Raw genomic sequence first — 15,082 nt, 5'->3', positions numbered from 1 at the left:
AGCGACGTGGCTACGTACACCCAATCCGCACCAGCGGGAGTCCTGCCGGCTCCCGTGGTACCCAAATCCAAGGGGCGCATCGTCGTCAACTGGATCACCTCCACTGACCACAAGACCATCGGGTACATGTACCTGATCGCGTCGTTCGTGTTCTTCTGCCTGGGCGGCGTGATGGCGCTGCTGATCCGCGCCGAGCTGTTTGAGCCCGGCATGCAGATCCTGCAGACCAAGGAGCAGTACAACCAGCTGTTCACCATGCACGGCACGGTCATGCTGCTGATGTTCGCCACCCCGCTGTTCGCCGGGTTTGCCAACGTAATCATGCCGCTGCAGATCGGCGCCCCTGACGTTGCTTTCCCCCGCCTGAATGCGCTGGCGTTCTGGTTCTTCCTGTTCGGCTCCACCATTGCCGTGTCCGGGTTCATCACGCCGCAGGGTGCTGCGTCCTTTGGCTGGTTTGCCTACGCGCCGCTGTCCAACACCACGTTCACCCCCGGCATCGGCGGTGACCTGTGGGTCTTCGGGCTGGCACTGTCCGGCTTCGGCACCATCCTCGGTGCGGTCAACTTCATCACCACCATCATCTGCATGCGCGCTCCCGGCATGACCATGTGGCGGATGCCGATCTTCACGTGGAACACCCTGATCACCGCCATCCTGGTGCTGATGGCCTTCCCGCCGCTGGCCGCCGCCCTGTTCGCCCTGGGTGCGGACCGCAAGTTCGGTGCGCACATCTTCGATCCCGCCAACGGTGGCGCTGTCCTTTGGCAGCACCTGTTCTGGTTCTTCGGGCACCCCGAGGTGTACATCATCGCGCTGCCGTTCTTCGGCATCGTCTCGGAGATCTTCCCGGTGTTCAGCCGCAAGCCGATCTTCGGCTACAAGGGCCTGGTGTACGCCACCATCGCGATCGCCGCTCTGTCGGTGACCGTGTGGGCGCACCACATGTACGTCACCGGTGCAGTCCTCCTGCCGTTCTTCTCCTTCATGACCATGCTGATCGCGGTGCCCACTGGCGTGAAGTTCTTCAACTGGATCGGCACCATGTGGCGGGGGTCGCTGACGTTCGAGACCCCCATGCTGTGGAGCATCGGCTTCATGATCACCTTCCTCTTCGGCGGCCTTACCGGCATCATCCTGGCCTCGCCGCCGCTGGACTTCCACGTTTCGGACTCCTACTTCGTGGTGGCGCACTTCCACTACGTGGTGTTCGGCACCGTGGTGTTCGCCATGTTCGCCGGCTTCTACTTCTGGTGGCCCAAGTGGACCGGCAAGATGCTCAACGAGCGCCTGGGCAAGATCCACTTCTGGCTCCTGTTCCTGGGCTTCCACGGAACGTTCCTCATCCAGCACTGGCTGGGTGTCGAGGGTATGCCCCGCCGGTACGCCGACTACCTGCCAGAGGACAACTTCACCTGGATGAACCAGTTCTCCACCATCTCGTCGTTCGTTCTCGGTGCGTCCCTCATCCCGTTCTTCTGGAACATCTACATCACCTGGCGCAGTGCAGAGCGTGTCCAGGTTGATGATCCGTGGGGCTTCGGTGCATCACTCGAGTGGGCCACATCCTGCCCGCCGCCGCGCCACAACTTCACGTCCCTGCCCCGGATCCGTTCGGAGCGTCCCGCACTGGACCTGCACCACCCCGAACTCCGCCAGGTCCACACCGCTGAGTCGCCGGCTCCCGCAGCAGCGGTTCTCGGCAACGCCGACCAGAAGGACACCGCACTGTGAAAATCGAATCCTGGATTTTTGGTTCTGGAGTCTTCTTCTTCGTCCCTGTCGCACTCGTCTACGGCTTCCTCACCAGCTGGAGTGAGTGGGTGGGTACGCTGGGTATCCTGCTGGTGGGCGGCCTCGCCGGCATGATCGGCGCGTACCTTGGCTTCACGGGTAAGCGCGTAGGCCTCCGGCCCGAGGACCGCAGCGACGCTGAAATCCATGAAGGCGCCGGCGAGCAGGGCCACTTCAGCCCTTGGAGCTGGTGGCCCCTGGTTCTGGGGATTGCCTGCGCCACCGGCTTCCTCGGCCTGGCCGTGGGTGCCTGGATCATTTTCATTGCCGGTGGCATCGCCATCGTGGCACTCGTTGGCTGGGTGTATGAATACAGCCGCGGCGACCACGCGCACTAAGTAAAACACCTAAAACGACGTCGGGCCCCACCAATGGTGGGGCCCGACGTCGTTTTTGCGGTTTCCGCAGCCTTTAGGGGGCTCCCTGCGACTCCAGGAGTTCGCGGATGCCGCGGAGTGCGTCCAGTGCGGTTTGATGCGCCAGAGCGTCCTGCAGGACGTTCCCGCTGACGGACAGTTCTACCTCGCACCCATGGGGGAAGTCGGCAGTCATCACCTGCAGCAGGGAACGCGCGTCCACCTTGGCGGCGCCGGCCTTGCTGATGGTGACCGGAAGCCCGGTGTCGGTGACGGCGCGGACAAATACCGCGGCAGCACGGGCATGCAGGCCCACAGGTGCTGCCACCACGGCCTTCTCTGTTAGCAAGGGGACTCCCTACCTTGAAACGACGGCCCCCGCCCGTCTATTGCGAAATTTCCTCACCAAATATAGCGGGAGCTGGGTGGCCTCACTAAAGACTGCCGTGGTCGCCGCGCTGGTCTAGACCGTTCTAGAATTGGCTGCAAACCCGAAAGCAGGAGAGAAACCATGGCAGCTGGCGCCACGGCCATTACGGGCGAGATAGATCGCACCAGTGGGACCGCCATATACGTTCAACTGCGTGAAATTCTTCGTACGTTCATCGCGGAGTCCTGCCCTCCCGGCTCGGCTCTTCCATCCGAGCGCGATCTTGCCGAGCGTTTCGGCCTGGCAAGGATGACAGTCCGGCAGGCCATTGACGCCTTGGTGGGGGAGGAAGTCATCGAACGCGTAGTGGGCCTGGGGACGTTTGTCCGGCGGCCCAAGGTAGACCTCCAGGTGAAGCTGACCTCCTACAGCGAAGAGATGCAGCGTCGCGGCATGGTTCCGGCGGCCAAGGTGCTTAGCTTCGAACAAATAGGCGCCAGCGCGTTCCTTGCCCGCGAACTGCAGCTGGATGAAGGGACCCCGCTGGTCCGCTTCCGGCGGTTGCTCCTTGCGGACGGCGAGCCCATGAGCGTGGACGAAAACTTCATTCCGGCGCACCGCGTTCCCGGGCTGCTAGACGGCGAGCCGCCCACGTCGCTGTACAACGTGCTCAGCGAACAGTTCGGCCTGGTTATGGAGTGGGGAGAGGACATGATCGAGGCGACCGCCGCTTCGCCCTCCACTGCCCGGCTGCTGAATGTTGAGGTGGGGGCGCCGCTGTTGAAAATCCAGCGGCACGCGTTCGTTGCACGGGCCATGGTGGACTACTCAGTTTCGTACTACCGCGCGGACCGGTACAAACTCTGGGTGCCTCTGCAGCGGCCCGGAGCCAGGCGCGCCCGCAACCACTAGCCCTTTACCCGGCAGCACCGCCGCCGCCCTCTTCAAGCGTGGCCTGGCAGGGTCCTCCAACGACCGCGATACTGGCGGGCTCTACAGCTCCCTGCCGGCCCGGCAACGCAGAAAAGGCCCGATCCTGAATGGATCGGGCCTTTCCTGTCCACACTGGGGATTAGTGCGTCAGGCTCTTGCTTCCCTCTGCGGCTTCAACAGCTTCGTGGCCGTGGCCGTGGGCTGCCTCAAGCTCAGCAGGCGTTGCCGGGGCAACGCGGTCCTCGAAGAACCAGCGGGAGAGGAAGGCGCGCCGCTTTTCCTTGCGGGTGACGACGCCGTGCTCGTTGGGCTGGGCCGGAATCACCTGCGGCGACTCAAAGCCAACCAGCTTGTAGCGCTTGTACTCGTCCAGGGGCGCGTGGACTTCGATGAACTCGCCGTGCGGGAGTCGGACGATACGTCCGGTCTCACGGCCGTGCAGTGCGATTTCCCGGTCCTTGCGCTGCAGTGCAAGGGCCACACGCTTGGTGACAATGAAGCCGATGATCGGTCCGATGAAGAACAGTGCACGCAGCCAGTACGTCACGTCGTTCAGCGAAACGTGGAAGTGCGTTGCGATGAGGTCCGAACCTGCAGCGGCCCACATGACGCAATACCAGACGAAGCCGGCCACACCGATGGCGGTGCGGGTGGGTGCGTTGCGCGGACGGTCAAGGACGTGGTGTTCCCGGTCGTCCTTGGTAACCCAGCGCTCGATCCACGGGTACGTGAACATGACGGTGAACAGGATCCCAGCCGGTACCAGTGCCGGCAGCAGCACGTTGAAGGTGAACACATGTCCGAACCAGACCTGCTCAACGTGCCAGCCGAACGGGTTGCCTGGCATCAAGCGGAGTGCACCGTCAACGAAGCCGATGTACCAGTCAGGCTGAGTGCCGGCCGAAACAGGGGAGGGGTCGTACGGACCGTAGTTCCAGATGGGGTTGATGGTGAAGAACGCAGCCATCAGGGCCAGGACACCAAACACGATGAAGAAGAAGCCGCCGGCCTTCGCTGCGTACACAGGACCGAGAGGGTAGCCCACAACGTTGTTGTCGTTGCGGCCAGGACCGGGGTACTGCGTGTGCTTGTGGATGACCACCATGAACAGGTGCAGGACGATCATCAGCAGGATCATGGCCGGTACCAGCAGGATGTGCAGCGTGTACAGGCGGCTGATGATGGCCGTGCCCGGGAACTCTCCGCCAAACAGGAAGAAGGAGATGTACGTGCCGATAACCGGGATGGACTTGATAACACCGTCGATGATTCGCAGGCCGTTGCCGGAAAGCAGGTCATCGGGAAGGGAGTAGCCCGTGAAGCCGGCTGCCATGGCCAGGATCAGCAGCACGCTGCCGACAACCCAGTTCATTTCACGCGGACGGCGGAAGGCACCGGTAAAGAACACCCTAAGCATGTGGACCGCTACGGATGCCACGAACAGCAGCGCAGCCCAGTGGTGCACCTGGCGCATGAACAGGCCGCCGCGGATATCAAACGAGATATTCAGGGACGAGCTGTACGCCACCGACATTTCCACGCCCTTGAGGGGCGTGTAGGAACCGTCGTAATGCGTCTCGGCCATGGACGGGTCGAAGAAAAACGTCAGGAAAGTACCCGACAGCAGCAGGATGACGAAGGAGTACAGCGCCACCTCACCGAACATGAACGACCAGTGGTCCGGAAAGACCTTGCGGCCGAATTCGCGAAGGATGCCGGAACCGCCGACGCGGGAATCAACAAAGTCGGTAAACCGGCCCGCCTTTGTTTTAGCGACGAAAGCGGGTTCAGCTGTTGATGTTGCGCTCATGCTCATCACGCTCCCAGTAACTTGGTCCTACGGGTTCATGGAAGTCGCTGGTAGCGACGAGGTAGCCCTCGTCATCAACTGCGATGGGCAGCTGGGGGAGAGGACGGCTGGCGGGGCCGAAGATCACCTTGCACTCTTGCGTGAGGTCAAAGGTGGACTGGTGGCACGGGCACAGCAGGTGGTGCGTCTGCTGCTCGTACAGAGCAACGGGGCAACCGACGTGGGTGCAGATCTTGGAGTAGGCAACGATGCCGTTGTAACCCCACTGCTCGCGTCCCTTGGAGGGATGCAGCGACGAAGGATCCAGGCGCATGAGGAGGACAACAGACTTGGCCTTCTCATTGAGCTTGCCTTCCTGCAGCTCGTTCAGGCCCTCCGGGATCACGTGGAAGGCGGAGCCGATGGTGACATCCGAGGCCTTGATGGGAGTTCCGTCGGGGTCGCGGGTAAGTCGTTTGAGCTTTCCGTCCTGGGGAGCCCACATAGTGTGTGCGAGCTTGTCGTCAGGCCGCGGACCAAGATCGCCAAAGATGGCAACCGCGGGAAGCGGAGCAAGCGCTACAGCACCCAGGAGGGTGTTGCGGATCAGCGGGCGGCGCTTAATGCCGGTTTCCTCGACGATGTCGTCGACGATGCGGACAGCAGCCTGGCGGTCCTCCTCGTAGCGGATCGCGTGGCGCTCCTCGGAGACTTCGTGATCGGGCATCAAGGCCTTGGCCCAGTGCACGATGCCGGTACCGATGCCCAGCATGGCGAAGGCAGTGCCTATGCCGAGCAGGGCGTTCTGGAGCCGGATAGTGGCAATGCTGGAGTCGTTGCCCAGATCAATGGCGAAGTACGCCACCAGGAAGATCAGGGTTCCAACAACCGAGATGCCAAACAGTAAGGCGACCTGCCGTTCTGCCCGCTTTGCGGCCTTCGGGTCCGTGTCAGCCAGGCGCAAACGATGCGGGGGAATTCCAGGATCCTGGAACTTCTCCACCTCATTCTGACCAGCCGTAGCTACGGTGCCCGAGTGGTTCGGACTGCCGTCACTATGGTTGCCCATAATTCGCCTCATCCTTCTCTCGTCCCGACTCTCGCCGGGTTAGTTTCTAATTTCAAGCTGCTGACAGGGCAGCAGAAGTGTGTTGGTCCCGCCGAAACGTCAGGACGTGCGGGAGGTCAGCCAGATGGTGAAAGCGATAATCACACCGAGACCAGCAACCCATACGAACAGGCCTTCGGCAACCGGGCCGAGGGAGCCGAGGTCGGCACCGCCCGGCGAACCGGTGGTCTCGATCTGCTTCAGGAATGTGATGATGTCCTTCTTGCCTTCAGGGCTGATGTTGGCGTCGTTGAACACCGGCATGTTCTGGGGGCCGGTAGCCATGGCCTCGTAAATGTGCTTACCGGTGACATCGGCCAGGGCCGGTGCGAATTTACCCTGGGTCAGCGCACCGCCAGCTGCTGCGGCATTGTGGCACATGGCGCAGTTGGTGCGGAAAAGCTCTCCACCCTTTGCGGCGTCACCGCCACCATTTGTCAGGTCGTCCGCAGGAATTGCCGGGCCGGCTCCCAGGGAAGCTACGTAGGCTGCAAGCTGTGAGGTCTGCTGCTCATTGAACTGGACCGGCTTCTTCATGGCCTGGGGACCGTTCATCTGCATCGGCATGCGGCCGGTGCCCACCTGGAAGTCAACTGCAGCTGCGCCAACGCCCACGAGTGAAGGGCCGTCTTTGGAACCACTCGCGCCCATACCGTGGCAGGTGGCGCAGTTGGCGGCGAACAGTTTGCCGCCTTCTTCGACGTCGCTTGCGCTTGCGGTGGTGGTGCTCGCCTTGGCCTCATTCATGGAGGTTGCCGCGGCGTACAGCCCACCCGTGACGAGTAGCCCCATCAGAAGCAGCGCTATTGCTGCAAGTGGGTGACGCCGCTTTTGTGAGAGTGCCTTCACGTGGTGGTTCCTTTATTCGATCCTGCGCCGGCTCCGGGAGCCGCTACCTGAAATTCTGCCTCTTGTAGAAAAAGAATCAAAGCTGGCTACTTGAGTACGTAGATGACCAGGAAGAGGCCGATCCACACGACGTCAACGAAGTGCCAGTAGTAAGAAGTGACGATCGCGGATGTTGCTTCGAAGTGTCCGAACTTCTTCGCGGCGAAGGACCGGCCCATGATGAGCAGGAAGGCGATCAGGCCGCCGATGACGTGGAGGCCGTGGAAGCCTGTGGTCATGTAGAAGGCGGAACCGTAGGCGTTGGAGGAGAGCGAGACATGCTCCGAGACCAGCATGGCGTACTCGGTGGTCTGGCCGGCAACGAAGAACGCGCCCATAAGGAACGTAAGGGTGAACCATTCGTTCATTCCCCAGCGGGCGAACTGCAGCGCACCTCCGGTACGCCGGGGCTGTAGCCGCTCTGCAGCGAAGACGCCCATCTGGCAAGTGAAGGAACTGGCCACGAGGACAATCGTGTTAACGAGCGCAAAGGGGAAGTTGAGCTTGGCTGTCTCTTCCGCCCACAACTGCCCGCTGGTGGAGCGGAGCGTGAAGTACATGGCAAAGAGACCGGCGAAGAACATCAACTCGCTGGAGAGCCACACAACGGTTCCGACGGAAACCATGTTGGGGCGATTCAGCGTTGGGTGCGCCGGGGTACTGGGGGCATGGGTCGCAGATGTCACATAGACATTATGTCTGTAAAAGTCCGTGCTGCCCAACGCAAACCGCCTTTTCGGGGGACTTTTTCTACAAAGACGCGAAATTGCCCGGAAAAGTTCCGGACCCCGTTCACATTGGTCAGTGCACCGTATGGGTAGATAGCATCAGCAGGTGACTTCACTGGCATCTGCAGCGTCCGGCAACACCTGGCCCAGGCTGATCTGCGCGTTGATCAAGGGCACCGACCTCACAGCGGAGAACACCTCCTGGGCCATGGATACCATCATGTCCGGGGAAGCGACGCCCGCCCAGATCGCCGGATTCCTGGTAGCCCTCAGCGCCAAGGGCGAAACGGTGGACGAGCTGTCCGGCCTCGTTGAGGCGATGCTTTCCCACGCCAGGCCCGTGGCAATTTCCGGCGAAAAACTCGACATCGTCGGCACGGGTGGTGACCAACTTAACACCGTGAATATCTCCACCATGGCCGCCCTCGTCGCGGCCGGTGCCGGGGCAAAGGTGGTCAAGCATGGCAACCGTGCCGCGTCGTCGTCGTCGGGATCGGCGGACGTGCTCGAGGCCCTGGGGGTGCGGCTTGACCTGACCATCGACCAGGTGGTCCGCAATGCAGAAGAGGCCGGCATCACGTTCTGCTTTGCGCAGGTCTTCCACCCATCATTCCGGCATACCGCGGTTCCGCGCCGCGAACTGGCCATCCCCACTGCATTCAATTTTCTGGGACCGCTGACCAACCCTGCCAATGTGCAGGCCTCGGCCGTAGGCGTGGCCAACGCCCGCATGGCGCCGCTGGTGGCGGGCGTCCTGGCACGGCGGGGGAGCAGGGGACTGGTGTTCCGCGGCAACGACGGCCTGGACGAGCTCACCACGACCGGGCCTTCCACTGTCTGGGAGATCCGGAACGGCAGCGTCAACGAACTGCGTTTCTCCCCGCAGGACCTCGGAATCAGACTTGCCACGGTGGAGCAGCTGCGGGGCGGCGATGCTGCGGCCAACGCAGGAGTTGTCCGTGACGTACTGGCCGGCAAAGAGGGCCCGGCGAGGGACGCAGTGCTGGTAAACGCCGCCGCCGGTCTGGTCGCATTCGACAGTGACGCCGAGGGTCCGTTCCTTGCCCGGATGCAGAACGCCTACGCGCGGGCGGCCCGGTCGATCGACACCGGTGCTGCCGCTGCCGTCCTGGACCGTTGGGTTTCCCTATCCCGCGCCTGAAAAGTCTCCGGGGTCTCCAACGGTGGGCAGCTTACTGTTCGAAGCCCAGCGAAAACGCAGCGTCCAGGTCGTGCTGCGAGTAAGCCCGGAACGCGATGTGTGTGGTGGTGTGGACTACCGCGGGAACCTTGGAGAGGCGGTCGGCGATGACGTCGGCAAGGTCCTCGTGCCGGTGCACGCGTGCCACCGCAATCAGGTCCCATTCACCCGTCACTGAATAGACCTCGCTAATGCCCTCGATGGCCGAGATCTCCTCTGCCGTCTCCGGAATGCGTGCGGCGTCAGTCTTGATCAGAACAAATGCGGTAACCACGTTTGAACCCCTTCAATCAGTTCCGCCGCGGCAGGGCCCGGCAGGTTTTCTCTGCACCAGCCTATTACACGGGCGACATTTCGCGGCGGCCGCCCCTGCTGCGGTTCCGGCGGCTATTTTTTGCGGAGCCTGCCAAAGCCCGCCACCAAAAGACGGTAGCCCAGCAGGAACACGGCCAGGGCCAGGGTGGCCACGATGATGAAAGGAAGCACAACGGTCTGTGCAGTCAGTGCCCGGAGGAGCATGCCCCCGACCAGGCTGCCGAGCCATACCGGAACACCTGCCCGGAGGAAGGACAAGGGTGCACGCCAGGCCCGGGATGCGATCCATCCCGCAGCCGCGCCTGCCAGGAAAGGCCATGCCGTCTGGAGTACGCCCAGGACGGCCTCCGCGCGGTGGTGCGCATCGCGGCCTATCGCAGCGAACGCGAGGATCAGCAGGATGTCCGCTGCCACCGCCGCAAGTACCGCCTTCACTGAGGTGGATTTCGCCGGCGTGGTTTTCAAGGAACTCATGGTTTCGAGCTTAGCGGCCGATGCGCAGCCGGACTTCCACGCGCCTACTTCCCGGCCACGCCCTTTCCATACCCGGCATCGCACTTGCCGTCATGAATAACGCCGTGACCGGACGCCACAGGATAGTGGTCCTGCGGGTTGAAGATCGCAGTTGTGATTCCTGTCGCCTTCCGTGCACAGTTTCGGACGAAGGAGCCTGACTCATCCTTTCCGCCGATCCACATGTCGATCCACAGTGAAGCATTCCCGAATTTCGCGGCGCCGGTATGGCAGGGGCCTTCTTCAGGTCTTGGCCCGTCCCCGCAGGTGTCTTCAACGATGAAATAGCGGCGGACGTCCGGGAGGTAGATCCGCGTGCCTGCCGGAATGTCGAGGACGTCCTCACCAGTGGAACGGGAATGCCCGACGGCGAGAGTCACCGGATCAGAGTACGTCCCCGTACCCCCGGCCGTTTTGTGGAGCACGGGGTTGCTGATGAGGGCAGAGCCAGGAGGTGTGTTGTCGAACCAGGTGTAGGCCGTGACAACAACGTCTGTCCGCACTGATTCGTCCCCGCCATGGGAGGCTGTCCCGGTGCAGGCATCGACCGCCAGCGCAAGGCAGCATGAGACTGCCGCCGCCAGGCCGGGTTTGACCCGCCGCCTGGCGGATGCGCGGGCCGGCCGGTCCGGGCTGGAGGTGTTCTGCGGTCCCGTCATTGGCTGCTGCCGGTGAAACTGTTGCTGAGCGCCCTGGTAAAGTCGCCGGCGTCCTGCTCGACGCCGCTGCAGTCAGCTGATGGCCCCGGGGGCCCATCCGCCGCCAGCGGGCTGCATCCGTTGTCCCTGTTGATGGACCAAAGGGACAGCCGGCCGATGCCCCGTTCGCGCGCAAAGCTGTTCAGGCCTGACGCATCCTGCACGGAGAAAGTATTTCCCGCCACATCGTTGTCGCCCACCATGGGAGTGAGCCCGATGCCCTGCCAGATCTTTCCGGCATCGGCGGGTTTGCCGGCGCCGGAATACAGTTGCTCCAGGTCCTGGTGCGTGGCCTCAGCTGCAAGTTGTGACGCTGCGAGCATGCTCTCTCCCTCCCGGAGTGGGCCGAAATTCATGGTCATGATGTTCACGCCCGCGAGTTCCACCCCGGCGGAGAGCATCGCCTTCACGTTGTCCTTACCCTTGCTGCCGAGGCCATCCCTTGCCACGGGGAGTGTCAGCCAGACCCGCAGGGGGTTGCCCTTGGGCCTTTGAGCCTGGATCCGGGCCAGAGCCTCTGCCCGCGCTTTGGCCGCGACGGGGTCGGCTGCCTGCCCTTCCACGTCCAGATCCACTACGTTCAGTGAATAGCGGTTGATGACAGTTGTATAGGCATCCGCGAGAGCGGCGGCGTCCTGGCAGACGGTTGCCAGTTCCGGTCCGCGTTGACCACCGAATGAGACCGCAACGTCATTGCCTGCCGCCCGGAACTTCCGGATCTTGTCATCGAGCTGCAGCGTCCTGGCCGCTTCATCGAGGCTGACGGTTCCGCCCCAGGAAGGAACGCACTGCTGCGCGGGGTCGGCAGTGACAAAGGCGAGCAGCGTCGTGGCCCGTCCGCCAGCGGCGTTCTCCAGGACCGGCCCCGGCGGCACTGTGACGTCAAGGTAGCCTCCGAACCAGCCGACGGCCGGCACTGGAGTTGGTTCGTTTGGTCCCTGGCCGCCCGCCGGAGTGCCCGCGCAGCCTGTCAGGACGAAAGCCAGCGCCAGAAGGGGCGCTCCCCACCGCTTTAGACGCGTATTTTGCAGCGCTGACATGTCACACGGAGGTGGGGGAGAGTGGGTGGTTGTCGGTAATGGAGGATGGCAGTACGGCGCTGTTGGTCCGCTGGGGTTTGTACCAGCCGACGGCGGATCCCCTCAGTGCCCTCAGGGCTGCGCCGAATACGACGTATGCGCGCAGGGGTTCGTAGATGAGCCGGTAGATCGGCACTATGAGCAGATGCGAGGGACTCTCATGCACCATCAGGACCGCGACCACGGAGATCACCATATGAGTTGCCATGACGAAGGCGGAAAACAGCGCGATCGCCTGCCATTCGCCGCGTGCAAGGCTCAGTACGGCTACGCCCACGGTCAGCGGCATGAAGATGAGCGGAACCAGGACCGAGACCAGTGCGTAGGGCATGGTGAGCAATCCCAGCGCACCGAACTTGGGGTTGAAGAGCATGGAGCGGTGTTTGTAGAGGGTCTGGATGTTGCCGTAGGTCCATCTCAACCGCTGCTTGAACAGCCCCCGAATCGTCAGCGGCGCCTCCGTCCATGCCACGGCGTTGTTCTCCTGCACGATGCTGTAGCCCAGTTGCTGCAGGGACAGCGTCAAGTCCGCATCTTCCGCCAATGTTGCATCGGAGTATCCACCGGCTTTGACCAGCGCCTCCCTGCGCCATGCTGCGCATGCTCCCGGCACGATGGAGATGGCACCCATCAGGCCTTCTGCCATCCTGGTGACGCAGATGCCTGAGAGATACTCCAGGCTCTGCCACGCCGCCACGAGGTTACGCCGGTTGCCTACCTTTACGTGACCGGCAACGGCGCCTATCTCCTTGGTCCCCGAAGGTGCCACAAAATGGCGGGCCAGCATCCTGACGGTGCGCGGTTCAAACAATGTGTCGCCATCCAAAGTCACGATGACTTCCCCCTTCGACTGCGCTATGCCGTAGTTGCTTGCCGCGGGTTTGCCCGAGTTGGCCTGCGTGTAGACGCGGAGCTGCGGCCACTTCTCTGCGTAGCTGCTGAGGACCTCAAGGGTGCCGTCTGTGGATCCGTCATCTACCGCCACCACTTCGAAGTGCGCATAGTCGCTGGCCCTGAGTGCATCCAGGGTCTTGCGGACGACCGGTTCCTCGTTGAAGACCGGGAGGACAACACTGACAAATGGCCAGTCCGTGGAGCCGGGCGGGTCCCACTTCCTTTTCCTTTGCTTGAAATTGCTGATGAGGGCCAGCAGCACGAAAAGGAATGTCAGGATGGTCAGTGACCCAACGCCAAACCAGAACAACCAGGTCAGTACCACGTTCGGCGTTACCAGGTAGGCAGTAAGAGCGCCGAAGGTCAGGCTGTCCTGGAAGCCGGGGGTGACGCTGTGCTGGGGGACAAAGGCAGCTGGCAGCATGGGCTCCAGGGTGGTAAACCGGTACCCCTGGGCTTTGGCCTTGGGAATGAATTTCTTCAACATTTCAATTGTCGCTGTCCTGTCCCCGCCGCCGTCATGGACCAGCATGACGTGGCCAAGTCCATCCAGTTCCGGGGCAGGAATCGGGGTTCCCGGCTTGTACTCCCAGTCCCGGGTATCGAGGTCCATGTTGACGTCCAGATACCCCAGTTGCTGTGACTGAAGCAGGGCGAGGGTGTTGTTCTCAGGGTTTCCGGCTGGGATCCGGAACAGCCTGGAGGCGTAGTTGTCAACAGCCCGCAGCACACGGTCCTCGCCGATGATCTCTTGCCGGTTGAAGGCGTCGTCATGCGCCCAGAAGTCGATATGACTCATGGTGTGGTTGCCCACCATGTGGCCTTCCCGGATCATGCGGCGGATGATATCCGGACTTTCGACGACATTTTGACCGACGACAAAGAAGGTGGCGGGCACTCCTTCATGCGATAGGAGGTCCAGGATTTCCGGGGTGAATCGAGTATCCGGTCCGTCGTCGAAGGTGAGCATGAGCGTGCGGTCGGGAGGCAGGCCATAGGCTTCGAGGGCGTACGGTTTGTTTCCTATGGTCGCGGCTTCCTCTGCTGTTGCCTCCCGCCATACTTGGTTGCTGAAGGGATCCTTCAGGTAATCGATGCCGTCGCGCCGCTCCACGAGCGCAATGCGGTGGAAGATCTCATTGCCCTGGTCGTACCCGACCCGGGGGATGTCTTTCAGGTCCTGTTGCGCAAGCAGTTGACGGGGATAGTCCGGGGTCTGGTTCAATGGGGCATGCTGAAGCGGCGCGGTAACTGCCGGCAGCACCACCCCGAGAACCAGCCCCAGGGCCAGCGTTGAGGCCAGGAAAGCATTCAGGATCCTGTGCCAGCGGGTGCCGGTGACATCGAAGAACACTGGTGGCTGCACAGCTGGTAAGTGAGGTGAGAGGTTCGACATTGGGCCTCTTCCTACAAATGGGAACTGCATTGGAGTCGCCCGTGAGGGCTGGCCGGAGACACGAGAATAGGTTTCAGCGTTCGGGCCCATCACGCGTAACGCGTACCTCAATGAAGAGTTAGGTATTACCTACCTATGCGAGGGGGCAGGTCCCATGGCCCCAAAGCGCGAGGGAAGGGGTACGTCATCCTTGCTGTTCACTGCCTGTTGGCCGGTGCACCTGCGAACCAGCCAACTCGCTTCCCACCGCAGGTGGTAGCAGGAGTCTTCGTCCCATTCCACGAGGACGTCCGTCACCGTGTAGGCCACGGCATTGCCCACACAGGACCGGACCTTGACCGGCGCCGGGCGCAACAGCAGGACGGGTCTTCCGGGGGCATGCTTCAGGGCTTGGTCGCGCATTAGCGATCGGCATCCCTCACAGGTGGCACCGGGATGGGTGCAGTTTACGGGGCGGAGGACTTCACGCATGGGGCGTCCTTGGAGCTAAAGGGAGAACCGGGCGCCGCCGCCGTCTGCATGAACAAAAGAAAGGCCGGAAAGGCTATTTCAATGCGCGCCCGCAGCAGAACCGGCTGGCCTGCCGCCGTGTCCAAAAGAGTAGGACGTCCACCGGCAGCGCGCATGGGTGTGAGCTACCCAACTTCCGGGCCATGCCCCCCGTTTCCGCCAGATAGGGGGAGGGGGATGCAGTAAGGTCACAGCAGGACCATGGCCAGCCCACTCGGACCGGAGGCGCAGTGAACAAAGCCCTGTGGATTTGCAGCCTCGTAGGAGCTGCCTTGGGAATCAGCCTGGGGCTGGCCATCTTCCAATCACCATTCTGGGGATGCGCGCTGGGTCTTGGACTCGGATCGGTGGTGGGCGCCTCAATCCGGCGTCGCCATTGAGGGGTACCGGAGGACCGCACGGTCCAGGTTCGCGTTACTGGCATCCCTGCGGATTGAGTCTTGGCGTATTCCTTGATCAGACCCCGGCGTCAGGGGTGACGAGGGAAGCCAAAACACCCACTTGGTCATG

15 protein-coding genes are annotated in these 15,082 nt (G+C 62.4%); 4 read left to right on the top strand and 11 right to left on the bottom strand.

The features are described 5' to 3' along the window. Window positions 1–6 precede the first annotated feature (6 nt). Window positions 7–1,734 carry an aa3-type cytochrome oxidase subunit I gene (gene ctaD / locus J2X98_RS20145; protein ID WP_141941448.1) on the top strand — a complete coding sequence of 576 codons (1,728 nt, stop codon included), beginning with the start codon at window positions 7–9 and terminating at the stop codon, window positions 1,732–1,734. Then, a complete protein-coding gene (locus J2X98_RS20140; RefSeq protein ID WP_141941446.1) occupies window positions 1,731–2,132 on the top strand; it encodes a cytochrome c oxidase subunit 4 in 402 nt (133 codons plus the stop codon). The genes ctaD and J2X98_RS20140 overlap by 4 nt, the downstream gene beginning before the upstream one ends. A 73-nt stretch (window positions 2,133–2,205) precedes the next feature. Here the strand turns inward: J2X98_RS20140 and J2X98_RS20135 are convergent, their stop codons facing one another. Beyond that, entirely contained in the window at window positions 2,206–2,499 is a 294-nt protein-coding gene (locus J2X98_RS20135) for an HPr family phosphocarrier protein (RefSeq protein ID WP_307311817.1), read from the bottom strand. Window positions 2,500–2,661: 162 nt separating this feature from the next. On the opposite strand from J2X98_RS20135, the gene J2X98_RS20130 reads away from it, so the two are divergent. Beyond that, window positions 2,662–3,432: a GntR family transcriptional regulator gene (locus tag J2X98_RS20130; RefSeq protein WP_141941442.1), complete on the top strand. Its 771-nt coding sequence runs from the start codon at window positions 2,662–2,664 to the stop codon at window positions 3,430–3,432. Window positions 3,433–3,592: 160 nt separating this feature from the next. Here the strand turns inward: J2X98_RS20130 and qcrB are convergent, their stop codons facing one another. From qcrB to ctaE, 4 genes are all read right to left on the bottom strand, one after another. Next, window positions 3,593–5,263 (bottom strand): cytochrome bc1 complex cytochrome b subunit, encoded by a 1,671-nt coding sequence (gene qcrB / locus J2X98_RS20125; RefSeq protein WP_141941440.1) that lies wholly within the window; start codon window positions 5,261–5,263, stop codon window positions 3,593–3,595. Beyond that, window positions 5,241–6,311 carry a cytochrome bc1 complex Rieske iron-sulfur subunit gene (gene qcrA / locus J2X98_RS20120; protein ID WP_307311813.1) on the bottom strand — a complete coding sequence of 357 codons (1,071 nt, stop codon included), beginning with the start codon at window positions 6,309–6,311 and terminating at the stop codon, window positions 5,241–5,243. Before qcrA ends, qcrB begins: the two co-directional genes overlap by 23 nt. Window positions 6,312–6,410: 99 nt before the next feature. Beyond that, window positions 6,411–7,199: a cytochrome bc1 complex diheme cytochrome c subunit gene (gene qcrC, locus J2X98_RS20115; protein WP_307311810.1), complete on the bottom strand. Its 789-nt coding sequence runs from the start codon at window positions 7,197–7,199 to the stop codon at window positions 6,411–6,413. A gap of 86 nt (window positions 7,200–7,285) precedes the next feature. Next, on the bottom strand, window positions 7,286–7,960 hold the full coding sequence (ctaE, locus tag J2X98_RS20110; protein WP_331322530.1) for an aa3-type cytochrome oxidase subunit III: 675 nt from the start codon (window positions 7,958–7,960) through the stop codon (window positions 7,286–7,288). A gap of 112 nt (window positions 7,961–8,072) precedes the next feature. Here ctaE and trpD point away from each other — a divergent pair, with 112 nt between their 5' ends. After that, window positions 8,073–9,128, top strand: coding sequence for an anthranilate phosphoribosyltransferase (trpD, locus tag J2X98_RS20105; RefSeq protein ID WP_307311805.1), 1,056 nt, complete (start codon window positions 8,073–8,075; stop codon window positions 9,126–9,128). Window positions 9,129–9,159: 31 nt separating this feature from the next. On the opposite strand, the gene J2X98_RS20100 is transcribed toward trpD, so the two are convergent. From J2X98_RS20100 to J2X98_RS20075, 6 genes are all read right to left on the bottom strand, one after another. Beyond that, entirely contained in the window at window positions 9,160–9,441 is a 282-nt protein-coding gene (locus J2X98_RS20100) for an Lrp/AsnC family transcriptional regulator (protein WP_043456257.1), read from the bottom strand. A 113-nt stretch (window positions 9,442–9,554) separates the two neighbouring features. Continuing rightward, window positions 9,555–9,956 carry a DUF3054 domain-containing protein gene (locus tag J2X98_RS20095; RefSeq protein WP_307311801.1) on the bottom strand — a complete coding sequence of 134 codons (402 nt, stop codon included), beginning with the start codon at window positions 9,954–9,956 and terminating at the stop codon, window positions 9,555–9,557. A gap of 44 nt (window positions 9,957–10,000) precedes the next feature. Further along, complete coding sequence (locus tag J2X98_RS20090; RefSeq protein WP_186338480.1) at window positions 10,001–10,654, bottom strand: hypothetical protein; 654 nt, start codon at window positions 10,652–10,654, stop codon at window positions 10,001–10,003. Then, on the bottom strand, window positions 10,651–11,610 hold the full coding sequence (locus J2X98_RS20085; protein ID WP_307311796.1) for a chitinase: 960 nt from the start codon (window positions 11,608–11,610) through the stop codon (window positions 10,651–10,653). Before J2X98_RS20085 ends, J2X98_RS20090 begins: the two co-directional genes overlap by 4 nt. Before the next feature lie 124 nt (window positions 11,611–11,734). Next, window positions 11,735–14,032 (bottom strand): bifunctional polysaccharide deacetylase/glycosyltransferase family 2 protein, encoded by a 2,298-nt coding sequence (locus J2X98_RS20080; protein ID WP_307311793.1) that lies wholly within the window; start codon window positions 14,030–14,032, stop codon window positions 11,735–11,737. Between the two features lie 159 nt (window positions 14,033–14,191). After that, on the bottom strand, window positions 14,192–14,464 hold the full coding sequence (locus J2X98_RS20075; RefSeq protein WP_307311791.1) for a hypothetical protein: 273 nt from the start codon (window positions 14,462–14,464) through the stop codon (window positions 14,192–14,194). Window positions 14,465–15,082: the final 618 nt, after the last annotated feature.

It is taken from the genome of Pseudarthrobacter enclensis, from assembly GCF_030811655.1.
Classification (GTDB): Bacteria; Actinomycetota; Actinomycetes; order Actinomycetales; family Micrococcaceae; genus Arthrobacter; species Arthrobacter enclensis_A.
Note: the sequence above shows the minus strand (reverse complement) of the source record. Positions and strands in the feature narration are given on the sequence as shown.